We start from the raw sequence: 23,936 nt of genomic DNA on the forward strand, positions 1-23,936 counted from the left end.
TGTATCCCTTCATGTCGATGGTGCAAGCGCCACTGCCGGTCACGAAGGCGGAGTCCACCTCCGCCTCCGTGGCCGGCGGCCGGCCGCCCAAGCGGGGTTTCTCGCTGATCACGGCCCGCCCCTGGCTTCTTCTCGCCCCCGGGCTGGTCATCCTCGCGGTGCTCATGCTCTGGCCGCTCATCCAGGTCGTCATCTTCTCGCTGCAGGACTACGGTCTTCGCGAGATCAACACCGGCGAGAACAACTGGATCGGCGTCGACAACTACGTCGAGGCGCTCACCAACCCGACCCTGTGGACCGTCGTCCTGCCGAACACCGTCGGCTTCGCCGCCGTCGCCGTGTTCGTCACGGTCGCGGTCGGCACGCTCGTGGCGCTGCTGCTCGCGAAGCTGGGCACGGTGTGGCGCACCATCGTCTCGAGCTGCATCATGGTGGCCTGGGCGATGCCGGCCGTCACCGGAACCTACGTCTGGACGTTCATCTTCGATGCCGACCGCGGCATCTTCAACACCGTCCTGCAGGATCTCGGCCTGATGGACGACCCGGTGAACTGGTTCACCAATCAGTGGTCGTTCTACGCGATCGTGCTGCTGAACGTCGTGCACCACGGCTTCCCGTTCGTCGCCATCACGGTGCTCGCGGGCCTGCTCGGCGTCTCGAAGGAGATGCTCGAGGCGGCCGCGCTCGACGGCGCGAACGCGTGGATGCGGTTCTGGAAGATCATCTTCCCCACTCTCAAGCCCGTCTTCTCGGTCGTGATCATCCTGTCGACGATCTGGGACTTCAAGGTCTTCGCGCAGGTCTACCTGATGCCCGGTGGAGGCGGCGGCAACCGGTCGGTGCTGAACCTCGGCGTCTGGTCGTACGTCGAATCCTTCGGCCAGAACCGCTACGGCTTCGGTGCCGCGCTTGCCGTGCTGCTCACCCTCGTGCTGATCGGCATCACGATCGTGTACATCCGCTCCCTCATGAAGGAGGACGAGCTGTGAACCCCCGCCCGTCTGTCATGTCGCGCGTCGGCACCGGCATCGCGATCGCCGCCGTCCTGATCTTCACGCTGTTCCCCGTCTACTGGATGGTCTCCAGTGCGCTCGACGCCAAGGCGTCCAGCGGAGGGCAGTCGCTGCTGCCTCAGGAGTTCACGTTCGACAACTTCGCCTTCGTCCTCACCGACGGCGGTTTCGGCACCTACCTCCGCAACTCCGCGATCGTGGCTCTCGTCACCGTCCTGGTCAGCGCCCTCGTGTGTCTGCTCGCGGCTGTCGCGGTCGCCCGGTTCCGCTTCAAGTTCCGCACGACCATCCTGATGATGATCCTCGTCGTGCAGATGGTTCCGCTCGAGGCCCTCGTCATCCCGCTCTTCCTGCAGGTCAAGAGCCTCGGCCTGCTCAACAGCATCCTCGGCCTGATGGTCGTGTACGTCGCGCTCTCGCTGGCGTTCGGGATCTGGATGCTGCGCGGGTTCGTCGCCGCCGTGCCCGTCGAGCTCGAGGAGGCCGCGTACATCGACGGCGCCAGCTGGTGGCGGATGTTCCGCTCGATCCTGCTGCCGCTGGTGATGCCCGGTCTCGTCGCGACCAGCATCTTCAGCTTCATCACGGCCTGGAACGAATTCATCTTCGCCATGACGATCCTCGGCAGCGCGACTGACCAGTACACGGTCTCGATCGGACTGAAGTCGTTCTTCGGCCTGCACTCCAACGACTGGGGCAGCATCATGGCCGCGTCGACGATCATCACGATCCCGGTGATGGTGTTCTTCGTGATCGTGCAGCGTCGTCTCTCGGCCGGCATGGTCGCGGGAGCGGTGAAGGGATGACCGACGACCTCGTCCACCTCGCCAACGGGGTGCTCTGGCCGGGGTTCCTCGGCACGGAGGCCCCCGAATGGCTTCTCGACGAGCTGCGCGACGGCCTCGCGGGTGTCGTGTACTTCAGTCAGAACGTCGGCGAGGGACTTCCTTCTCTGAGCGACGAGATCCTGCGGGCCAATCCGGACGCGCTGATCGGGATCGACGAGGAGGGCGGCAACGTCACACGCCTCGAGTCCGCAGCCGGCTCCACGCTTCCGGGGGCTGCTCAGCTGGGCATCGTCGACGACGTCGAGGCGACGCGGGCATCGGGTGCCGAGCTGGCTCGACGAGTGGCCGCGATCGGCGGCAACGTCGTGCTCGGTCCCGTCGCGGATGTGAACACCGATCCGCGGAATCCTGTGATCGGCGTCCGTTCCTTCGGCAGCGACCAGAAGCTCGTCGCTCGACACGTGCAGGCGGCGGTGGAGGGACTGCAGAGCACGGCGGTCGCGGCGTGCGTCAAGCACTTCCCGGGGCACGGTGACACGCACACCGACTCGCACCACGCACTGCCCGAGATCTCGCTGGGGATCGAGGAGTTCGAGCGCGTGCACCTCGAGCCGTTCCGCGCGGCGGTGGCCGCAGGTGTCGACGCCGTCATGACCGCGCACATCGTCGTTCCCGCCTGGGGCGCCGAGCCGGCGACGCTGAATCCCCGAGTGCTCGGGCTGCTCCGCGGCTGGGGCTTCGACGGCGTGATCATCACGGATGCCCTCGACATGGCGGCCATCCGCGAGACCGTCGGCATCGGCGAAGGCGCCGCGCGGGCCCTCGCGGCCGGAGCGGATCTGCTGTGCATCGGCAACCCGACGAACCGCGGTGAGGCCACGCTCCCCGACCAGGACCGTCGAGACTTCCTCGCCGCGCGCGACGGGATCCTCGCGGCAGTGGACGACGGCTCACTCTCTCGCGAACGACTCGCCGAAGCGGCCGGGAGGGTCTCCCGCCTGGGTCAGACCCTGAGCGTCCGTGCCGAGACCGCGACTCCCGTCGAGTACGACGGATCGGACATCGTCCGACGCGCGATCACAGGAGTGACGCGCGATGCCGAGGCGCTCGCCGTCGTCGATGCTCGCCGACGTTCGACGCTCGCGGTCGACAGCGCGTCGGCGTACGTGGCTGAGACTCTGGCGGCAGACGGTCATCGCGTGCGCGTCGACGTCGCACGGACGACGATCGACGAGCAGGATGGGGCTCTCGACGCGGCTGTCGCCGCAGACGGACTGACGGTCGTCCTCCTGGATCGTCCAGACACCGACGACGGGCAGCGTGCGCTCGTCGAGCGCGCCGCTCTGCGCGATCCCGACGCGGTCGTGGTCAACGTCGGACTCGCGGCACGGCATCCTCTGCCCCTCGCGCTCGTGGAGGTCGGATCCGCGAGCCGGATCGGAGCCCAGGCCGCCAGAGATCGACTGATCGGGGGCTCGTCGCGCCGCGCCGATCCGTCGCCCGACAGCGCAGGTGCCGCCGACTGAGGCAGGATGACACCGTGGACGCCGATGTTCTCGCGCTGGTGCGCCGATCCGTTCCCCGACTGAGTGCTGCAGAAGCACGGGTCGCGGAGACGATCCTCGGAGACCCCACGCTCGTCGTCGACCTCGCCATCAACGACCTCGCCCAGCTCTGTCACACATCGCTGTCGACCGTGGCTCGCTTCGCGCAGTCGCTCGGCTTCAGCGGATACCGGGAGCTGCGGGTCGCGGTCGCCCGCACGATCACGCTCGCCCAGGCGCAGCAGGCGCGCTTCGGCCTCGACACCACGGCGATCGATCCCGATGACGAGCCGTCCGCCATCGCCGCGAAGCTCGCGGCACAGGAGATCGACGCGATCGAGAAGACGGCGCTCGGACTGGACGCCGACGCGCTCGACCGCGTCGCCAGGGCCGTCGTGGCGGCGCGCCACGTCGATCTGTTCGGGCAGGCCGCATCGTCGTTGACCGCTCAGGACCTTCAGCAGAAGCTCGCGCGCATCGGGTGCTCGGTCGCGCACTCCGCCGATCCGCACCTCGCCCTCACGACGGCGTCGCTGCGGACCCCGGAGGACGTCGTCATCGCGTTCTCCCACGGGGGCGAGACGCAGGAGGTCGTCCGGGCTGTCGAGATCGCCAGAGATGCGGGCGCCTTGTCGGTGGCCATCACCAGCGCCTCCGACTCGACGCTCGCGCTCGCCGCAGACGTCTCGCTGATCACCTACGCGCAGGAGTCGCCGTTCCGCATGGCCGCGATGTCGAGCCGCATCGCGCAGCTGGCGCTGGTCGACATCCTCTTCGTCCGGGTCGTCCAGCACCGGGGTGAACCCGTGGTCATCCCGCTGCAGCTGACGCACGACGCTGCGGCGCCGCGTCGACGTCGCTAGAGGCAGGCGATGAGATACCCGTCGACGGTCACCGGTGCCCGTGGCGACCGGCAGGAACAGCGCCGCTGATCAGTCGATGTGGTCTCGGGTGCTGACCAGTGCCCTGGTCGCGATCCGGTGCGCGCGAGCGAGGCTGCCGGTGAGCGAGAGTCCCGACAGGACGCCGGCCAGGAATCCGGCGGCGAACGCATCTCCGGCGCCGATGGACTCCACGACGGGGACATCGAGCGACCTGCTGTCGGTGCGCTCGGCGCCGTCGAAGGCCACAGCGCCGTCTGGACTCGTGGCCAGCAGATACCTCGGTTCGGGGAACAGCTCGCGCAGTCGATCGGGCTCGCCGGTGCCGAAGACCGCCTCGGCGTCGGGGCGTGTGCAGAACGCGATGTCGGCGCGGCGGACGTAGTCCGCGATCACCGCGCGCCCCTCGTCCTGTCGCCCGCGCCACAGCGCAGGTCGCCAGTTCACGTCGAAGCTGAGCAGCCGCCCGTCGCGCGGCGCATCGAAGAGGGCGTTCTGCGCTGCGTGGGCGGTGTCCGAGAGAGCAGGCGTGATCCCCGAGGTGTGCACGAGGGCGGCCTGTGACAGCAGCGCGGATGCCGCGTCGGAGTCGAGCGTCGCCGGCGACAGGGCCGCGGCCGCGGAGCCCGAGCGGTAGTAGTGCATGGTCCCGTCGACGGAGCCGTCCGGACGGGGCGACAGCTCCTTGACGTAGAGGCCGGTGGGCGCCTCGGCGTCGATCTCCACGGCGGAGTCGTCGACCTCGTGCCGGCGCAGCTCGGCGGTGAGGAAGCGCCCGAACCCGTCGTCGCCCACGCGGGAGACGACGGCGGTGCGGATGCCGGCCGAGGCCAGTGCGATCGCCGTGTTCCACTCCGCTCCGGCGAGCGAGCGGTGGAACGTCCGCACGTCCTCGAGGGGCGCGGCGATGGCCGGGACGAAGGAGACGAGGCCCTCGCCGACGCAGACGGCGAGGGGAGACGTGTCGGGCACGCTCTGGAGATTACCGGATCGGCCACACCCCCGGACATCCGTAACAGGAATGAAACCTGCAGGTGTTTGGCATCGGTCTGCGCACTGGGTAGTTTCAAGGAATCACCGTTTCCGAAGTCGACGATGTCTTCGGAACGCGCACAGCAGCGCTCGACAGGAAGGTCACACAATGCACCACTCAGTCATGCGTCGGCGAGGTCTCATCGCCGTCACCGGAGCGGCAGTCGCCGCGATGGTCCTCTCAGGATGCGTCGCCAGCGAGCGCGGCGACGACGGCGGAGAGGCGTCCGGCGATGTCGACGGAACCTTCGTGTTCGCGGCGTCCTCCGACCCGGCGAGCCTCGACCCGGCCTTCGCCCAGGACGGCGAGAGCTTCCGCGTCTCGCGTCAGATCTTCGAGGGCCTCGTCGGCACCGAGCCCGGCACGGCCGACCCGGCACCGCTGCTGGCCGAGTCATGGGAATCGTCCGAAGACGGCATGAGCCACACCTTCACGCTGAAGGAGGACGTGACCTTCCACGACGGCACGCCGTTCAACGCCGAAGCCGTATGCGCGAACTTCGACCGCTGGTTCAACTGGACCGGCCTCGCGGCCTCCGAGGCGTTCGGCTACTACTACAACAAGCTCTTCAAGGGCTACGCGGAGAACCCGGCTGACGCCGTCTACAAGTCCTGCACCCCCGACGGCGACTACTCCGTGACGATCGACCTGAACAAGCCGTTCGCAGGGTTCGTGGCGTCGCTGTCGCTGCCGTCCTTCTCCATGCAGAGCCCTTCGGCCCTGCAGGAGTTCGGTGCTGACGAGGTCAGCGGCTCGGCCGAGGCACCCGTCCTCTCGGAGTACGCGATGGGGCACCCGGTCGGCACCGGCCCGTACCAGTTCGACGAGTGGGCGCCGGGCGAGCAGGTCTCACTCAAGGCGTACGACGACTACTGGGGCGAGGCGGGTCAGATCGACGAGATCATCTTCCGCACGATCGACGACCCGACCGCGCGTCGTCAGGCTCTCGAGTCCGGCTCCATCGACGGCTACGACCTCGTCGGTCCGGCCGACACGCAGGCACTCGAGGACGACGGCTTCACCATGGTCTCCCGTCCTCCGTTCACGATCCTGTACCTCGCGTTCAACCAGGCGCTCCCTGAGCTGCAGGACCCGAAGGTCCGCGAGGCGCTCTCGTACGCGGTCGACAAGGATGCCCTGATCAGCCAGGTCCTGCCCGAGGGCACCGAGAAGGCGATCGAGTTCGTGCCCGACACCGTCAACGGCTACAACCCCGATGTCACGACCTACGACTACGACCCCGAGAAGGCCAAGGAGCTGCTGGCAGAGGCCGGCTACGACGAGGCCAACCCGCTGAAGCTGACCTTCAACTACCCGGTCAACGTCTCGCGTCCCTACATGCCGGACCCCGAGCAGATCTTCACGGTCCTCTCGTCGCAGCTCGCCGAGGTCGGCGTCGAGACCACCCCGGTCTCGGAGGAGTGGGTCGAGTACCTCGACCGCACCACCGGCACGTCGGACCACGGCATCCACCTGCTCGGCTGGACCGGTGACTACAACGACACGGACAACTTCGTCGGCGTCTTCTTCGGGCAGCAGAGCTCCGAGTGGGGCTTCGACAACCCGGAGCTGTTCCAGAAGCTCAACGAGGCTCGCGGCGTCTCCAACCTCGAGGACCAGACGGCCCTCTACGAGGAGATCAACGAGATGGTCGCGCAGTTCATCCCCGGTGTCCCGCTCGCGCACCCGGCGCCCACACTGGCGTTCGACCCGCGTGTCGAGAGCTATCCCGCCAGCCCGGTGAACGACGAGGTCTTCACGGACATCGTCCTCACCGAGTAGGTCTGACCGACTGAGTTGCCCACCCGGGTCCCCGCGCTCGCTGCGGGGACCCGGGCCCGGCGTACCTTCTGATCAACGGAGACCTCTTGCTGCGCACCATCGGCAGACGACTGCTTTTCCTCATCCCCACCCTGATCGGCCTCAGCATCCTGCTGTTCGCCTGGGTCAGGGCCCTCCCCGGCGGCCCGGCCGTCGCGCTTCTCGGCGAGAAGGCGACACCCGAGGCCATCGCGAGGGTCAACGAGCTCTACGGCTTCAACAAGCCCATCATCGAGCAGTACTTCATCTGGGTCGGCCGCCTGCTGCAGGGCGACTTCGGCACATCGATCCAGACCAACCGGCCGGTCACGGAGGAGTTCTTCCGCCGATTCCCGGCCACGATCGAGCTGAGCGTCGTCGCGCTCATCTTCGCGGTCGGCGTGGGCATCCCGCTCGGATACTGGGCCGCTCGCCGCCACGGCAAGTTCACCGACCACGCGTCGGTCGTGCTGAGTCTCATCGGCATCACCATCCCGGTGTTCTTCCTCGCTTTCATCCTCAAGTACGTGTTCGCCGTGCAGCTCGGCTGGCTGCCGTCGGACGGCAGGCAGAACCCACGAATAGACGCCACCCATCCGACGGGGTTCTATGTGTGGGACGGCATCATCACCGGCGAGTTCGATGCCTCGTGGGATGCCCTCATGCACCTGGTGCTCCCGGCACTCGCGCTCGGCACCATCCCGCTCGCGATCATCGTCCGCATCACCAGGGCGAGCGTGCTCGAAGTGCAGAACGCGGACTACGTGCGGACGGGGCGGGCGAAGGGCGTCGGCTCGTCGACGCTGCGCAGTCGCTTCATCCTCCGCAACGCGATGCTGCCGGTGATCACGACGATCGGTCTGCAGACCGGGCTCCTGATCTCGGGGGCAGTGCTCACCGAGACCGTCTTCGCGTTCCCCGGCATCGGGTCCTTCCTCGCGAGGGCGATCTTCACACGGGACTTCCCCGTGCTGCAGGGGTTCATCATCTTCATCGCGATCGCCTACGCGCTGATCAACCTGGCCGTCGACGTGTCGTACAGCTTCATCGATCCGAGAGTGCGGGTGCAGTGATGATCCGTCTCGTTCTCCGAAAGGGGGTGGCGTCATGACCATCTCGCTCCCACCCGCGCAGGGTCCGTCCGCGGCGAGCGGCTCGGTCGTCGACACGGTCGCCGTGAATCAGGCCGGCCTCAAAGAGGGGCCCGGGGGGTTCTGGCGCGACGTGTTCCGCCGCCTCCGCCGCAACCCGACGGCCTGGATCGGCGCCGGCATCGTGCTGGTCTTCGTCCTCGTCTCGGTGCTCGCGCCATTGCTCGCCCCGTACCCCGAGACGGCGTTGCCCGGCGCGAAGTACATCACGCCGACGCACATCCCCGGTCCGGGGGAGCTGCCGGAGTTCCCCCTCGGGCTCGACCGCTTCGGTGGCGATGTGCTCTCCAAGCTCATCTGGGGTGCGCAGGCGTCGCTGCTGATCGGTGTGATCTCGACCGCGCTCGGTCTGGTCGGCGGAATGATCCTCGGACTCCTCGCCGGCACGTTCGGCGGATGGGTCGACACCCTCATCATGCGCATCGTCGACATCATCCTGTCGGTGCCGAACCTGCTGCTGGCGGTCTCGATCGCCGCGATCCTGGGCCAGACGCCCTTCGCGGTGATGATCGCCATCGGAGCATCCCAGGTTCCGATCTTCGCCCGCCTCCTGCGGGCGTCGATGCTGCAGCAGCGATCGAGCGACTACGTGCTCTCCGCCCAGACGCTGGGGCTCGGTCGCGGGCAGATCACCATGTCGCACGTGCTGCCGAACGCCATCGGACCTGTCATCGTGCAGGGCACGCTCACGCTCGCGACGGCGGTGATCGATGCGGCGGCGCTGTCGTTCCTCGGTCTCGGCGGCGGTCGCCCCGAGACGGCCGAGTGGGGCCGCATGCTCACCTATGCGCAGGCCGAGCTGGCCATCGCGCCATGGCTGGCATTCCTGCCCGGCATCTGCATCGCGGTCACCGCGCTCGGCTTCACCCTGTTCGGTGAAGCCCTGCGCGAGGCCATGGACCCGAGGACGAGAGCACGATGAACGCTGCGAAAGAGACACGGACCACGGACGCTCCGCTGCTGTCCGTCGAAGGGCTGGCGGTCGACTTCGCCACCATGGACGGCGTCGTGCACGCCGTCGAGGGAGTCGACCTCGAGATCGCGCCGGGCCAGACCGTCGCGATCGTGGGGGAGTCCGGGTCGGGCAAGTCGACCACTGCCATGGCCATCATCGGGCTGCTCGCCGGTGGCGGGCGCGTGGCCGGCGGCAGCATCCGCCTCGACGGCAAGGACATCACCCGCGCTCCCGAGAGCGAGCTGCGCACCATCCGCGGGCGCGACATCGGCCTCGTGCCGCAGGACCCCATGTCGAACCTGAATCCGGTCGCGAAGATCGGCACCCAGGTCGCCGAGACCCTGCTCGCCCACGGACTCGCCACCAGGCAGAACGTGCAGCAGAAGGTCGTCGAGGCGCTGACAGCCGCCGGACTGCCGGATCCCGAGAAGCGCGCGAAGCAGTACCCGCACGAGTTCTCCGGCGGCATGCGCCAGCGCGCGCTGATCGCGATCGGCCTGGCGTGCAAACCGCGCCTGCTGATCGCGGACGAGCCGACGAGCGCGCTCGACGTGACGGTGCAGCAGACGATCCTCGACCAGATCGGCGACATGACGCGCGAGCTCGGCACCGCCGTGCTGCTCATCACGCACGATCTGGGACTCGCGGCCGAGCGTGCCGAGCGCGTCATCGTGATGCACCGCGGCAAGGTGGTCGAGCAGGGGCCGGCGAAGCAGATCCTCGAGAATCCGCAGCACCCCTACACGCAGTCGCTCGTGCAGGCGGCGCCGTCGGTGGCCGCCGCGCGTCTGCGCCCGGAGGCGTTCCACGCCGAGGAGCGTCCGTCCGATCCGAACGCAGCCGAGGACGCCTCGAGCGCGCTCGCCCTGCCGACAGCGGACAACATCGTCGAGATCGAGAACCTCACCAAGGTCTATCCGGTCCGTGGGCAGAAAGAGGACTTCGTCGCCGTGAACGACGTGTCGCTCGCCATCCCGCGCGGCGAGACGGTGGCGATCGTCGGCGAGTCCGGTTCGGGCAAGACGACGACCGCGCGGATGCTGCTGAAGATCATCGAGCCGACGAGCGGTCTCATCCGCTACGAGGGAAAGGACGTCTCCTCGCTCACCCGTGCGGAGACCCGGGACTTCCGGCAGAAGGTGCAGCCGATCTTCCAGGATCCGTACTCGAGCCTGAATCCGATGTTCACCATCGAGCGCCTCATCTCCGAGCCGCTGGACTTCTACAAGCGGGGGAGCGGCGCCGATCGGCGCAAGCGCGTCCGGCAGCTGCTCGACGACGTGGCGCTGCCGCAGTCGATGCTGCGCCGGTATCCGTCCGAGCTGTCCGGCGGTCAGCGTCAGCGTGTCGCGATCGCCCGTGCGCTCGCGCTCTCGCCCGAGCTGATCGTGTGCGACGAACCCGTGTCAGCGCTCGACGTCCTCGTGCAGGATCAGATCCTGAACCTGCTGGGCGACCTGCAGACCGAGTACGGACTCAGCTATCTCTTCATCTCCCACGACCTCGCCGTGGTCCGCCTGATCAGCGACTACGTGTGCGTGATGAAGGACGGCTCGCTCGTTGAGGCGGCATCCTCGGAGGAGATCTTCACGAATCCTCGAGACCCGTACACGCGACGTCTGCTGGCGTCGATCCCGGGGAACGAACTCAACATCGCCTCCTGACGACGACGATGAGTCCCGCCCCGAGCGCGAGCTCCGGGGCGGGCGCACCGGGTCGACGGACGACGCTTCCGGGTGCCATTACCGCAGCATCCGAAGAAGGTCAAGGATTGCGCTTGCCATGTCGCAAGATCGCGCGTATAGTTGGTAGTTGCGCTCGCTTCTCCGTGCCCTCATATGGTGGTCGGCATTTCGTTGAGTCTTTGAGCGCACACTCCACCTGACGACAAAGGAATCGAGAAGCCCTGCGGGGCTCACGGAGGTTATTCCCTTGGCTGCTGCTCGCAACGCATCCACATCCACCACCACCAAGAACGGACGCGGAGCTTCCCGTCTTTCGTTCGCCAAGATCTCCGACACGCTGACGGTCCCTGACCTTCTCGCTCTGCAGACGGAATCCTTCGGATGGCTCGTCGGCAACGACGCCTGGAAGGCTCGAGTCGCAGAGGCCAAGAAGGCCGGCCGCACCGACGTGAACGAGAACAGCGGTCTCGGCGAGATCTTCGAGGAGATCTCTCCGATCGAGGACCTCGGCGAGACGATGCAGCTGTCGTTCACCAACCCTTACCTCGAGCCGGAGAAGTACTCGATCGAGGAGTGCAAGGAGCGCGGCAAGACGTACGCCGCTCCGCTGTACGTCGAGGCCGAGTTCATGAACCACCTCACGGGTGAGATCAAGACCCAGACGGTCTTCATGGGCGACTTCCCGCTGCAGACCGACAAGGGAACGTTCATCATCAACGGCTCCGAGCGCGTCGTCGTCTCGCAGCTCGTGCGTTCGCCCGGTGTGTACTTCGACAAGACCCCCGACAAGACGTCCGACAAGGACATCGTGTCGGCTCGCGTCATCCCGAGCCGTGGTGCATGGCTCGAGTTCGAGATCGACAAGCGCGACCAGGTCGGCGTGCGCGTCGACCGCAAGCGCAAGCAGTCGGTCACCGTGTTCCTCAAGGCGCTGGGCATGACCAGCGAGGAGATCCTCACGGAGTTCGCCGGCTACACCTCGATCGAGGAGACGCTCGCGAAGGACACGATCGTCACGAAGGAAGATGCGCTCCGCGACATCTACCGCAAGCTGCGTCCGGGCGAGCAGGTCGCCGCCGAGGCCGCCCGCGCGCTCCTCGACAACTTCTACTTCAACCCGAAGCGCTACGACCTCGCGAAGGTGGGTCGTTACAAGATCAACCACAAGCTCGGTCTCGACGCTCCGCTGACCGACTCGGTCCTCACGGTTCAGGACATCGTCGCGACGATCAAGTACCTCGTGCGTCTGCACGCAGGCACGGAAGAGACCTTCCCCGGCATCCGCTCGGGCAAGAAGGCCGACATCCGCATCGCGACCGATGACATCGACAACTTCGGCAACCGTCGCATCCGCGCGGTCGGCGAGCTGATCCAGAACCAGGTCCGCACCGGTCTGTCCCGCATGGAGCGCGTCGTCCGCGAGCGCATGACCACGCAGGACATCGAGGCGATCACGCCGCAGACCCTGATCAACGTGCGCCCCGTCGTCGCCGCGATCAAGGAGTTCTTCGGAACCTCGCAGCTGTCGCAGTTCATGGACCAGAACAACCCGCTCGCGGGTCTGACCAACAAGCGCCGCCTCTCGGCTCTCGGCCCCGGTGGTCTGAGCCGTGACCGCGCAGGCGTCGAGGTCCGTGACGTCCACCCGTCGCACTACGGCCGCATGTGCCCCATCGAGACCCCTGAAGGCCCGAACATCGGTCTGATCGGTGCTCTCGCGACGTTCGCGCGCATCAACTCGTTCGGTTTCATCGAGACCCCGTACCGCAAGGTCGAGGGTGGCGTCGTCACCGAGCACATCGATTACCTGACCGCTTCCGAAGAGGTCGACTTCAACATCGCGCAGGCGAACGCCCCGCTCGACAAGAACGGTCGCTTCCGCGAGAGCCACGTCCTCGCGCGCCCCAAGGGCGGTAGCGGTGAGGTGGACCTCTTCCTTCCGGAGGAGATCGGCTACATCGACGTCTCGCCGCGCCAGATGGTGTCGGTCGCGACCTCGCTCGTGCCCTTCCTCGAGCACGACGACGCACAGCGCGCACTCATGGGCGCCAACATGCAGCGTCAGGCTGTGCCGCTGCTCCGCAGCGACTCGCCGCTCGTCGGAACCGGTATGGAGGGCTACACGGCCATCGACGCCGGCGACGTGCTCACGGCTGAGAAGCCGGGTGTCGTCACCGAGGTCTCCGCAGACCGCGTCACCGTCATGCTCGACGAGGGTGGAACGCAGGACTACCACCTGCGCAAGTTCGATCGCTCGAACCAGGGCACGTCGTACAACCAGAAGGTCGTCGTCAACGAGGGCGACCGCGTCGAGGTCGGAGAGGTCATCGCCGATGGCCCCGCCACCGAGAACGGCGAACTGGCACTCGGAAAGAACCTCCTCGTCGCGTTCATGACGTGGGAGGGCTACAACTTCGAGGACGCGATCATCCTGAGCCAGGACCTGGTCAAGGACGACACCCTCTCCTCGATCCACATCGAGGAGTACGAGGTCGACGCGCGCGACACGAAGCTCGGCAAGGAGGAGATCACCCGTGACCTCCCCAACGTCAGCCCCGAGCTCCTGAAGGATCTCGACGAGCGCGGCATCATCCGCATCGGTGCCGAGGTCCGCCCCGGTGACATCCTCGTCGGCAAGGTCACGCCGAAGGGCGAGACCGAGCTGTCGGCGGAAGAGCGTCTGCTCCGCGCGATCTTCAACGAGAAGAGCCGCGAAGTCCGTGACACCTCTCTCAAGGTGCCCCACGGCGAGCAGGGCACGATCATCGCCGTCAAGGAGTTCAACGCCGAGGACGGCGACGACGAGCTCGGCTCCGGTGTCAACCGCCGCGTCGTGGTCTACATCGCCCAGAAGCGCAAGATCACCGAGGGTGACAAGCTCGCCGGTCGTCACGGCAACAAGGGTGTCATCGCCAAGATCCTCCCGATCGAGGACATGCCGTTCCTCGCGGACGGAACCCCGGTCGACATCGTCCTGAACCCGCTGGGCATCCCCGGTCGAATGAACTTCGGCCAGGTGCTCGAGACCCACCTCGGGTGGATCGCGAAGCAGGGCTGGAAGGTCGAAGGCACCCCGGAGTGGGCTGCGCGACTCCCCAAGGACGCGTTCGAGGCTGCCCCCGGCACCAAGGTCGCGACCCCGGTGTTCGACGGTGCGAGCGAGGAGGAGATCTCCGGTCTCCTCGACGCGACCACCCCGACCCGTGACGGCATCCGCCTGATCGACTCGACCGGAAAGACGCAGCTGTTCGACGGCCGCTCCGGTGAGCCGTTCCCGGCGCCGATCTCGGTGGGCTACATGTACATCCTGAAGCTGCACCACCTGGTCGACGACAAGATCCACGCACGTTCGACGGGTCCGTACTCGATGATCACCCAGCAGCCGCTCGGTGGTAAGGCGCAGTTCGGTGGCCAGCGATTCGGTGAGATGGAGGTGTGGGCCCTCGAGGCCTACGGCGCCGCATACGCGCTCCAGGAGCTCCTCACGATCAAGTCCGACGATATCCTCGGCCGCGTCAAGGTGTACGAGGCGATCGTCAAGGGCGAGAACATCCAGGAGCCCGGCATCCCCGAGTCCTTCAAGGTGCTCATGAAGGAGATGCAGTCGCTCTGCCTGAACGTCGAGGTCCTCTCGGCAGACGGCACGCTCGTCAACCTGCGTGACACCGACGACGAGGCCTTCCGCGCTGCGGAGGAACTCGGCATCAACATCTCCAGCCGCTTCGAGGCCGCCTCGATCGACGAGATCTAAGGTCCAGGCCGCCGACCGCGCGTCACGCCCGGTCGGCGGCCCACCTCCCCGATTTCTTCAGAAGAATTCCTACACAGGAGAATTTGTGCTCGAGTCAAACACTTTCGATGAGCTTCGCATCGGCCTGGCCACCGCGGACCACATCCGCGCCTGGTCCTACGGCGAGGTCAAGAAGCCTGAAACCATCAACTACCGCACCCTGAAGCCGGAGAAGGACGGTCTCTTCGGAGAGCAGATCTTCGGCCCGTCCCGCGACTGGGAGTGCGCCTGCGGCAAGTACAAGCGTGTCCGCTTCAAGGGCATCGTCTGCGAGCGCTGCGGCGTCGAGGTCACCAAGTCCTCGGTCCGTCGTGAGCGCATGGGTCACATCGAGCTCGCCGCTCCCGTCACCCACATCTGGTACTTCAAGGGTGTTCCCTCGCGTCTCGGGTACCTGCTCGACATGGCGCCGAAGGACCTCGAGAAGGTCATCTACTTCGCCGCCTACATGGTCATCTCGGTCGACGAGGATGCTCGTCACCGCGACCTGGGCACGCAGGAGAACAACATCCGTCTCGAGCTGAAGACGCTCGGAGACCGTCGCGACGCGAAGATCGCCGAGCGCCTGGCTCGCCTGGAGGAGGAGCTCGCTTCCCTCGAGGCGGAGGGTGCCAAGGCCGACGCGAAGAAGAAGGTCAAGGACGCCGCCGAGAAGGAGATGTCGCTCATCCGCAAGGGTGCCGACGAGGCGATCGCCAAGCTCGAGCGCGTGTGGGAGGACTTCCGCACGCTCGAGGTCGGCGCACTGCGTCCCGAGGACGACGTCTTCCACGAGCTGCAGGACCGCTTCGGTCAGTACTTCGAGGCCTACATGGGCGCCGAGTCGATCCAGCGTCGCCTCGCGGCGTTCGACCTGGCAGCCGAGGCGGAGAGCCTGCACCTGCAGATCTCCGAGGGCAAGGGCCAGCGCAAGATCCGCGCGATCAAGCGTCTGAAGGTCGTCAACTCGTTCCTGGAGACCGGCATGAGCCCGGCCGCCATGGTCCTCGACGTCGTTCCGGTGATCCCGCCGGAGCTGCGCCCGATGGTGCAGCTCGACGGTGGCCGCTTCGCGACCTCCGACCTCAACGACCTCTACCGTCGTGTGATCAACCGCAACAACCGTCTTCGTCGTCTGATCGACCTCGGTGCTCCCGAGATCATCGTCAACAACGAGAAGCGGATGCTGCAGGAGGCCGTCGACGCACTGTTCGACAACGGTCGCCGTGGTCGTCCCGTCACCGGTACCGGCAACCGTGCCCTGAAGTCCCTCAGCGACATGCTGAAGGGTAAGCAGGGTCGTTTCCGCCAGAACCTGCTCGGCAAGCGCGTCGACTACTCGGGCCGTTCGGTCATCATCGTCGGTCCGCAGTTGAAGCTGCACCAGTGCGGTCTGCCCAAGCAGATGGCTCTGGAGCTCTTCAAGCCGTTCGTCATCAAGCGCCTGATCGACCTCGGTCACTCGCAGAACATCAAGGCGGCCAAGCGCGCCGTCGAGCGCACGCGTCCCGAGGTCTGGGACGTGCTCGAGGAGATCATCCGCGAGCGTCCGGTGCTGCTCAACCGTGCGCCCACGCTGCACCGTCTCGGCATCCAGGCCTTCGAGCCTCAGCTCGTCGAGGGCAAGGCCATCCAGCTGCACCCGCTCGTCTGCGCGGCGTTCAACGCCGACTTCGACGGTGACCAGATGGCTGTCCACCTGCCGCTGTCGGTCGAGGCTCAGGCCGAGGCCCGCGTGCTGATGCTCGCGTCGAACAACATCCTGAAGCCGTCCGACGGACGCCCGGTCACCCTGCCTTCGCAGGACATGATCATCGGTCTGCACCACCTGACCACGGTCAAGGCGGGCGCAGCCGGTGAGGGCCGTGCATTCGGTTCGGTGGGCGAGGCGATCCTGGCGAAGGACGAGGGAACCCTCGACCTGCAGGCCAAGGTCCGCATCCGCATCCCGGGTCTCACGTTCCTCGAGGGCGAAGCTCCCGAGGGCTACGAGCGTCACGGTCTCGTCGACGCATCGCTCGGTCAGGCGATCTTCAACGACACGCTGCCCAAGGGATACCCGTTCGTCCGCGAGCAGGCTGACAAGAACAAGCTGTCGCAGATCGTCAACAAGCTGGCCGAGGAGTACCCCAAGGTCGAGACGGCTGCGTCGCTGGACCGCATCAAGGACGCAGGTTTCTACTGGGCCACGCGCTCGGGTGTGACCGTCGCCCTGAGCGACATCCTCACGCCGCCGAACAAGGCTGAGATCGTCGCGGGCTACGAGAAGCAGGCCGCGAAGGTCCAGTCCCAGTACGAGAAGGGCCTCACGACCGACGTCGAGCGTCGTCAGGAGCTCATCAAGATCTGGACCGAGGCGACCGACGAGGTCCAGGCTGCGATGAAGGCCAACTTCCCCGAGGACAACACCATCAACCGCATGGTGTCGTCGGGTGCTCGTGGTAACTGGCTGCAGATCCGGAACATCGCCGGTATGCGTGGTCTGGTGAACAACCCCAAGGGTGAGATCATCCCGCGTCCGATCATCTCCTCGTACCGCGAGGGTCTGTCGGTTGCGGAGTACTTCATCGCGACGCACGGTACCCGTAAGGGTCTCGCCGACACCGCTCTGCGTACCGCCGACTCGGGTTACCTGACCCGTCGTCTGGTGGATGTCTCGCAGGACGTCATCATCCGCGAAGAGGACTGCGGCACGTCGAAGGGCCTCGAGCTCCCGATCGCCGCTCCGAACTCGCAGGGTGAGCTCGTGCGCGACGCGAACGTCGAGAACTCGGTGTTCGCTCGTACGCTGGCCTCCGACGTGGTCGACAGCAAGGGCGAGGTCCTCGCCTCTGCCGGCGACGACGTGGGTGACGTTCTCATCGACAAGCTGGTCGGTCTCGGTGTCGAGAGCATCAAGGTGCGCTCGGTCCTCACCTGCGACTCCGCCGTCGGTGTCTGCGCGCAGTGCTACGGCCGTTCGCTCGCGACGGGTAAGACCGTCGACATCGGCGAGGCCGTCGGCATCATCGCGGCACAGTCGATCGGTGAGCCCGGTACCCAGCTGACGATGCGTACGTTCCACACCGGTGGTTCGGCGTCGGCAGACGACATCACGCAGGGTCTGCCCCGCGTGCAGGAGCTCTTCGAGGCTCGCACCCCGAAGGCCGCATCGCCGATCGCCGAGGCCGACGGCCGCATCACGATCGACGAGACGGACAAGGCCAAGAAGGTCATCCTGACGCCCGACAACGGTGACGAGGAAGTGATCTACCCGGTCCTGAAGCGTGCGACGCTTCTGGTCGAGGACAGTCAGCACGTCACGGTCGGTCAGCCTCTCCTGGTCGGCACGCTCGACCCCAAGGAGGTCATGCGCGTCATGGGTGCCCGCGAGGTGCAGCGTTACCTCGTCGGCGGTGTCCAGGGCGTCTACCGCTCGCAGGGTGTGCCGATCCACGACAAGCACATCGAGGTCATCGTCCGTCAGATGCTCCGCAAGGTCACTGTCGTCGATCACGCCGACACGACCCTGCTCCCGGGTGAGATGGTCGACCTCAAGCGCTACCAGGCGATCAACCGCGAGGCTGTGGCAGAGGGCAAGCGCCCCGCGTCCGGCCGTCCGGAGCTGATGGGTATCACGAAGGCGTCGCTCGCGACCGAGTCGTGGCTGTCGGCCGCTTCCTTCCAGGAGACGACCCGCGTTCTCACGCAGGCCGCCATGGAGGGCAAGCGCGACCCGCTGGTCGGTCTCAAGGAGAACGTCATCATCGGAAAGCTCATCCCCGCCGGAACCGGTCTCTCGAAGTACCGCGACGTCACGGTCGAGGCGACGGAGGAAGCCAAGAGCGAGCGCTACCCGAACCGGATCTTCGCATCCGACGGTGCGTACGCCGACGGCGACTTCGGTTACGTCGACTTCGACGCGTTCTCGACGGACGACATCACGCCGGGTACGTACAACTGATCGAGTGAGTGAGTGAGAAGGCCCCGGGCGATTCGCCCGGGGCCTTCTTCGTGCCCGGATCCGGGGTGCCTGCCGTGGACAGGGCGACGGATCAGTCGAAGAGGTGCGCCACGATGCTCGAGGTGTATCCCTCGGGCGCGAGATTCGAGTACTGGGAGTCGATCAGCACGTCGTCCCGCCAGAAGAGGGTGCGACCGTCGGTGACAGGGTACTGCTCGTTCTGCCAGGTCTTCTCGCAGCGCGTGCCGCCGTCGGGAGTGAAGCACGTGTAGCCCTTGTCGGCCACGAGAGCGTTCAGCATGTCGAGGGCCGGCCCTCGGTTCATCAGGGAGATGGTGGTGACCAGCCGGGTGGTGTCCGCCTTCGGATCCGCCCAGATGCAGGTGAGCTCGCCGTCGTCTCCGACCCCGGACGGTCCGAACGCCGCGTCATTGAGTGGCACTCCCTCGAGCTGTGCGAGCACGTCGTCCGAGAGGATCGCCCTGCAGTCGGTCGGCAGAGCGATCGGAGTCTCTGTCGGTGTGGGGGAGGGCGACGGGCTCTCCGATTCGTCCGGTCCCGGACTCGACGACGGTTCAGCGGAATCGTTCGACGGAGTGGTGCCCGAACCGGTCGGATCGCAGCCGGTGAGCACGGCGAGGAGCAGGAGAGCCGCAGCGCCGGCGGCGATTCGAGCGTTCATGCGCTCACCGTAGCGCTGTGCCCAGCCCGCGCAGGGAGGCTGACCGAACCGCCGAAGAGGCCGCTCTCGCGGTAGTGTCGGCGGAATGAGTGATGATTCCTCCCGTATGCCCGGTGCAGTCGTCGTCGGAGACGCGCTGATCGACGAGATCCACGACGTCGGCGGGGTGCGTGAGCTGGTCGGCGGCGCGGCACTGAACGTCGCCGTCGGTCTTCGCAGGCTCGGCGTGCCGACCACCCTGATCGCGATGGTCGGGGACGACGAAGCGGGGGCGCACATTCGCGAATACCTCGACGATCACGACGTGCGGCTGATCGCCAGCGAGGCGCCGCTGGGCTCGTCCCGGGCGATCGTGCAGCGTGGTCCCGACGGCGAGCCCCTCTACGTGTTCAACGAGGCCGCGCAGCGGCGCAGCATCCGCTATTCCGACGAGGCTGTCCGTGCGATCGCCGATTCGGATCTCGTGGCCGTCAGCTGCTTCCCCTTCGACGTGCCCGGTGAGGTCGACGCCCTGCTCGACGCCGTCGGCGACACTCGTCTCGCTGTCGACCCGAACCCACGGTCGGGGATGCTGAGCGACGGTGCCGAGTTCGTGCAGGGCTTCGAGCGCGCCGCCGCAAGAGCGTCGATCGTCAAGATCGGCGCCGATGATGCGGCTCTCCTCTATGACGGCGATCTCGATGCGCTGAGGGCGCGGCTGCGCGCGCTCGGAGTGAGCGCGGTGCTCGCGACCGCAGGCGCCGATGGTGCAGCCCTCGAGTCGGATGCCGGCATCGTCACGGCGCCCATCTCGACGCTGCCCGGTCGCGTCGTCGACACCGTGGGAGCCGGAGATGCGACTCTCGCGGCCGTGGCGGCCGGCCTTGCTCAGGGGACACCCTCCGATGCGAAAGGCTGGCAGCACCTGCTCGATCGAGCCATGGATGTGGCCGCTGCGACGTGCCGAGCCGAGGGCGGCCTGCTGCGGACTCCGGAGTCGATCGCTGACGCCGATCGCGGCGTGTTCGGCAGCTGAGCGTTCGATTTCTCGCGCTTGCCCTCGGCAGGTATGATTATCTATCGTGCCCCCGGTTGGCTGTCAAAGTCGGACGGGTGCGCTCTGGCGAGTTACCCAAGCGGCCAAAGGGATCTGACTGTAAATCAGACTGCTCAGCATTCGGGGGTTCGAATCCCTCACTCGCCACCATGGGGTATTCCCGGATCTCGAGGATTTTGTTCTCGTATCTCAGAATGCCAGGTCAAACGAGGAAAGCCCCCGGGAATACCGGGGGCTTTCCTCGTTTCGGTGCCAGTTCTGCTTCTTGCGTGAGCTGTCGGCAGGCCGCCCAGAGGTCCCTGGGCTGGCTGGGTCGCACTGTGCGCGACCGTCGGGCAGTGGCAGCTCACCCGATGAGACAACAAGCACGACGAGAGCGTCGCAGGGCGAGCTCAGTCTCGACGTAGCAGGCCCTCAGGTAGGCGATCCCCGGGGGAGAGCCAGAACCTGAGGGCGACGGCGCCGCGGCCGAATCCTGAGTTTGGCCCGCTGGCACCTCAAGCAGGAGTAGGGCAGTCGGGGGTATCCGTGGGAATCGCGAAAGGAACGCGTGGGAAACGCCTAGGAATCGCGGGCCCCGATCCCTGTAAAGGGTAGGACTCGGGGAGATACGGGAAAACCCCACCATCTGTTCGTCGTTCTCGATCACGAGATCCACGAGCCGGAGAAACGCCCCCGTCCTCGGGGGCGTTTCCTTTTCACGGCGTGCTCACATCGCAGGAACCAGGACGCGATCGATCGTGTGGATCACTCCATTGTTCGCGGTGATGTTCACCCGCCACAGCACCAGGGCCGGGTCCCGCAGGGTGGGGCTCTCGTCACGCAAGAAGACGCCGCGCGGCCGGACGACCCCGCCGTTGGCCATGGTGAGCGACTTCGACGTGATGACCTTGATCGGGCCCAGCTTCTTGCCCGCGACGACGTGGTACAGCAGGATGCCGGCGATCTGGTCGGTGGTGAAGGCGGTCGTGAGCGTGGTCAGTGCCGCCGCCTCGGATGCGGGTTCGGTGCCCGTCAGGTCGGACACCAGCCGCAGGAAGGCTCGATCGTTCGGAGCGAAGACGGTGAACGTTCCCGCCGGATCTGCGAGCGTGCTGTCGAGGCCGGTGGCGAGCACCGCCTGGACGAGCAGGTCGTAGTCGTTGGCGTTTCGGTCTGGAGCGCCTCCTCCTGAGGCGGTGACGAGAACATCGACGATGTTCCCCGAGGGGCGTGCTGTCTCTGCGGCCTGTGCGGGCGCGGCGGTCAGGACGAGGGCGAGTGCGGCCACCCCTGCGAGGGAGGCGCGGATCTTTCCAGTCATCGTTCAACTCCATTGTCGATCGGAGTCACGGCGAGGGTCGTGACACAGGGTTATTCCGCTGGTCACCACCGTTTGGATGCACCGGCCGCGAAGTTTCTCTGAGCTGCCTCGGAGAGCGGAAGACAGTTTCTGGACTGTATTCAAAAACATATGGACAGAGTGATCGGGGGCGCGCATAATCGCTTCAACACCACCGGGCACCAGCGAAGGAGCACCCCATGAGTGATGAGAAGGAAACGTCCGAACTGTTCTCCGAGGCCTCGGGGCCGAGTGGAGCATCGATCACGGACTGGACGGATCTCGGCCGAGAGATGTGGGCCTATCTGACCGGTCGCGGAGCGGCGGTCAACTACACGTTCGAGGACATGACCGTGGAAGTCCCTCGGGATATCGGGCCGGATGCGCCTCGCGCGACGTGGAAGTTCAACGGCACGCTGCGCGTGACGACCAGCGACAGCGAGTCCGGCGAGAGCCGGCCGGCCTGACGGCCTGCCACCATGATCCGTCTCGATATCGACCTGAAGGTCGAGCACGTCGCTTCGGACGGCGCATCTCCGACTCGCTTCACGGTGCGTGCCGCGGGTCGGGAGGTCGTCATCTCGTTCGAGTCCACTGCGGGCCTCACCGGCATGGGGCGCCGCGAGCTCACGCAGCTGGCACCTCTCGCCGATGCCTTGTCGCGACGAGGCCTCAGCGTGCGTGTGGAAGGGCCGAAGGGGACTCTGCTCCAGCTCGGCGACGTCAGGTCAGGGCCTGTCGGCCGTGCGATCGCCGGGTCGTCGCGCATCAGGCTCGGACATCTGTCGGCGCTGCTCTCGGAGGTGAAGCACCGGGACGACGGCAGCCGGTTCCGCCTCCCCGCCCCGCCGCCCACTCTCTTCCCCCTCGTTCCCACGTTGGCACGTCGGGTGCCGCGGCGGGTGACGACCACCCACTACCTTCCCGGATCCGGTCGACCACGGCTGATCTTCGCGGTCGGGAACGGCGACTGGAACAGCACCAGGCCGCGTGAGTTCGATCTCCTTCCCGGACGGACGACGATCGGCTCGGGCAAGGACGCCGACCTGCGGCTCGAGGGAGTGGAGGCGCTGCACGCCGAAGTCCGCCACAACGAGGACGACGAGTACGTCCTGTATTCGTACGCCCCCACCGGCGGCGGGCGGCCCAATCTGCCGCACAGCTCGGAGGATGCCCGGATTCTGCGCACCGGATCGCGGATCGAGATCGGATCCTGGCGGCTGGCGTTCTATCGTGAGGAGTTCGCCGATCACGGACGCCCCTTCGGAGGGCGTCAGGGTGGCGAGTACGCCTTCCAGAGGCAGCAGCCGATTCGACCGTACGGATCGGGGGAACTCGGCTGAACAGACGCACACGAGAGGTACCGGACATGAGTGACCAGACACGGATCGCGCAGCTCGAGAAGGAGCACGTCGAACTCGTCCTGCGCCGCTTCGACCGCAGGGACGCATGGGAGCTGGGTCGCTCGATCGCAGAACGGGCATTGGCCGAGGGCCACCCGGTCGCCGTGGACGTGCGCACCCCGTCAGGGGTCCTCTTCCACGCATCTCTGCCGGGCGCGACGGCCGACAACGACGCATGGGCGGCGAAGAAGGCGGCGACCGCTCTCAGGTTCGAGACCAGCACGGCTCTGCTCGAAGCGCGCATCGAGCAGGGCGGCCGGGACATGTACGAGCCGGGATGGCTCGATCCGGTCGTCTACGCGGTCGCGGGTGGGTCGGTGCCGATCCGCGTCGACGGTGTGGGTGTCGTCGCGGTCGCGACGGTGTCGGGACTTCCGTCATCGGACGACCACGACCTGGTCGTCGAGGGGATCGCAGGGCTGGGTCTGCTCACGGAGTAGCGGCGCGGATCTCGATCTCCGCGTATGGATAGTGGCAGTCGCCGGTCGCACCTGATCGCTCGCAATCGAGATCGGGTACGAGCATCAGCATCGGCGTCCCCGTGAGATCGGGCGGCACCTCGACCGACACCGAGGTCGCTCCGACCTCGAGACGTGAACCGGTGCGCAGATCGCCCTCGGGGGAGCGGATGATCACCTCGCCCGCCCAGAGCTCGTCGAGGCACTCGGGGGGATGCACTGACAGGGAGACCGTCTGCCCGGCGGTGGCTGACAGCGGATCGACCGTCAACATCACAGCCACGCCATCGCAGCTGAGAGGGCTCGCACGAGGGGCGTCGCTGACCGAACCGGCGCCAAGGGGCGTCTCAGCAGTCGACGCATCGTTCGCAGGCTGAGTTCCGCCGGAGGAGGGCGAGCAGCCGGTCAGCCCGACGCTGAGCGTCGTCGCCGCGACCAGGATCCGCACAGCGCGCCGCATCGAGTTCTTCATGA

At 66.7% G+C, this 23,936-nt stretch carries 18 protein-coding genes and 1 tRNA gene; 15 read left to right on the forward strand and 4 right to left on the reverse strand.

What is annotated here, in order from left to right:
- Positions 1-11: 11 nt before the first annotated feature.
- The 4 genes from SOM10_RS15775 to SOM10_RS15790 are packed head-to-tail and all read left to right on the forward strand — an operon-like array spanning position 12 to position 4,208.
- Complete coding sequence (locus tag SOM10_RS15775) at positions 12-989, forward strand: carbohydrate ABC transporter permease (RefSeq protein ID WP_053098892.1); 978 nt, start codon at positions 12-14, stop codon at positions 987-989.
- Complete coding sequence (locus tag SOM10_RS15780; protein WP_053098893.1) at positions 986-1,819, forward strand: carbohydrate ABC transporter permease; 834 nt, start codon at positions 986-988, stop codon at positions 1,817-1,819. Before SOM10_RS15775 ends, SOM10_RS15780 begins: the two co-directional genes overlap by 4 nt.
- Complete coding sequence (locus SOM10_RS15785; protein ID WP_320491011.1) at positions 1,816-3,327, forward strand: glycoside hydrolase family 3 N-terminal domain-containing protein; 1,512 nt, start codon at positions 1,816-1,818, stop codon at positions 3,325-3,327. Before SOM10_RS15780 ends, SOM10_RS15785 begins: the two co-directional genes overlap by 4 nt.
- Before the next feature lie 14 nt (positions 3,328-3,341).
- The gene (locus tag SOM10_RS15790; protein WP_053098895.1) at positions 3,342-4,208 is read left to right on the forward strand and encodes a MurR/RpiR family transcriptional regulator; all 867 of its coding nucleotides are present in this window, start codon (positions 3,342-3,344) and stop codon (positions 4,206-4,208) included.
- Positions 4,209-4,277: 69 nt separating this feature from the next.
- Here the strand turns inward: SOM10_RS15790 and SOM10_RS15795 are convergent, their stop codons facing one another.
- Positions 4,278-5,198 (reverse strand): sugar kinase, encoded by a 921-nt coding sequence (locus SOM10_RS15795; protein WP_295103549.1) that lies wholly within the window; start codon positions 5,196-5,198, stop codon positions 4,278-4,280.
- Between the two features lie 169 nt (positions 5,199-5,367).
- Here SOM10_RS15795 and SOM10_RS15800 point away from each other — a divergent pair, with 169 nt between their 5' ends.
- The 6 genes from SOM10_RS15800 to rpoC all read left to right on the forward strand — a co-directional run bounded on the left by SOM10_RS15800 (position 5,368) and on the right by rpoC (position 18,562).
- Positions 5,368-7,041, forward strand: a complete 1,674-nt coding sequence (locus tag SOM10_RS15800) for an ABC transporter substrate-binding protein (RefSeq protein ID WP_053098897.1) — start codon at positions 5,368-5,370, stop codon at positions 7,039-7,041.
- An 86-nt stretch (positions 7,042-7,127) separates the two neighbouring features.
- Positions 7,128-8,132, forward strand: coding sequence for an ABC transporter permease (locus tag SOM10_RS15805; RefSeq protein WP_053098898.1), 1,005 nt, complete (start codon positions 7,128-7,130; stop codon positions 8,130-8,132).
- Between the two features lie 34 nt (positions 8,133-8,166).
- On the forward strand, positions 8,167-9,132 hold the full coding sequence (locus SOM10_RS15810; protein WP_053098899.1) for an ABC transporter permease: 966 nt from the start codon (positions 8,167-8,169) through the stop codon (positions 9,130-9,132).
- A complete protein-coding gene (locus SOM10_RS15815; RefSeq protein WP_056277185.1) occupies positions 9,129-10,829 on the forward strand; it encodes an ABC transporter ATP-binding protein in 1,701 nt (566 codons plus the stop codon). The genes SOM10_RS15810 and SOM10_RS15815 overlap by 4 nt, the downstream gene beginning before the upstream one ends.
- Positions 10,830-11,097: 268 nt before the next feature.
- The gene (locus tag SOM10_RS15820) at positions 11,098-14,601 is read left to right on the forward strand and encodes a DNA-directed RNA polymerase subunit beta (protein WP_053098901.1); all 3,504 of its coding nucleotides are present in this window, start codon (positions 11,098-11,100) and stop codon (positions 14,599-14,601) included.
- A gap of 85 nt (positions 14,602-14,686) precedes the next feature.
- Positions 14,687-18,562, forward strand: a complete 3,876-nt coding sequence (gene rpoC, locus SOM10_RS15825; RefSeq protein ID WP_320491016.1) for a DNA-directed RNA polymerase subunit beta' — start codon at positions 14,687-14,689, stop codon at positions 18,560-18,562.
- 91 nt (positions 18,563-18,653) lie between these two features.
- Here rpoC and SOM10_RS15830 read toward each other — a convergent pair whose 3' ends face one another.
- Complete coding sequence (locus tag SOM10_RS15830; protein WP_320491018.1) at positions 18,654-19,244, reverse strand: hypothetical protein; 591 nt, start codon at positions 19,242-19,244, stop codon at positions 18,654-18,656.
- Positions 19,245-19,329: 85 nt separating this feature from the next.
- On the opposite strand from SOM10_RS15830, the gene SOM10_RS15835 reads away from it, so the two are divergent.
- Together SOM10_RS15835 and SOM10_RS15840 are read left to right on the forward strand one after the other, a co-directional pair.
- Entirely contained in the window at positions 19,330-20,259 is a 930-nt protein-coding gene (locus tag SOM10_RS15835) for a carbohydrate kinase family protein (protein ID WP_320491020.1), read from the forward strand.
- Between the two features lie 86 nt (positions 20,260-20,345).
- Positions 20,346-20,430, forward strand: a tRNA-Tyr gene (locus SOM10_RS15840).
- Positions 20,431-20,989: 559 nt separating this feature from the next.
- Here SOM10_RS15840 and SOM10_RS15845 read toward each other — a convergent pair.
- Complete coding sequence (locus SOM10_RS15845; protein WP_320491022.1) at positions 20,990-21,583, reverse strand: fasciclin domain-containing protein; 594 nt, start codon at positions 21,581-21,583, stop codon at positions 20,990-20,992.
- Positions 21,584-21,801: 218 nt separating this feature from the next.
- On the opposite strand from SOM10_RS15845, the gene SOM10_RS15850 reads away from it, so the two are divergent.
- Genes SOM10_RS15850 through SOM10_RS15860 form a run of 3 tightly spaced genes read left to right on the forward strand, consistent with a single transcriptional unit; the run spans position 21,802 to position 23,444 of the window.
- Positions 21,802-22,068: a hypothetical protein gene (locus SOM10_RS15850; RefSeq protein ID WP_053098914.1), complete on the forward strand. Its 267-nt coding sequence runs from the start codon at positions 21,802-21,804 to the stop codon at positions 22,066-22,068.
- Positions 22,069-22,080: 12 nt separating this feature from the next.
- A complete protein-coding gene (locus SOM10_RS15855) occupies positions 22,081-22,944 on the forward strand; it encodes an FHA domain-containing protein (RefSeq protein WP_320491024.1) in 864 nt (287 codons plus the stop codon).
- A gap of 26 nt (positions 22,945-22,970) precedes the next feature.
- A complete protein-coding gene (locus SOM10_RS15860; RefSeq protein ID WP_072590829.1) occupies positions 22,971-23,444 on the forward strand; it encodes a heme-binding protein in 474 nt (157 codons plus the stop codon).
- On the opposite strand, the gene SOM10_RS15865 is transcribed toward SOM10_RS15860, so the two are convergent.
- Positions 23,434-23,934: a hypothetical protein gene (locus SOM10_RS15865; RefSeq protein WP_320491029.1), complete on the reverse strand. Its 501-nt coding sequence runs from the start codon at positions 23,932-23,934 to the stop codon at positions 23,434-23,436. The two genes, SOM10_RS15860 and SOM10_RS15865, sit on opposite strands and share 11 nt — an antisense overlap.
- Positions 23,935-23,936 lie beyond the last annotated feature (2 nt).

This window comes from Microbacterium sp. CFBP9023, from assembly GCF_034045055.1.
Classification (GTDB): Bacteria; Actinomycetota; Actinomycetes; order Actinomycetales; family Microbacteriaceae; genus Microbacterium.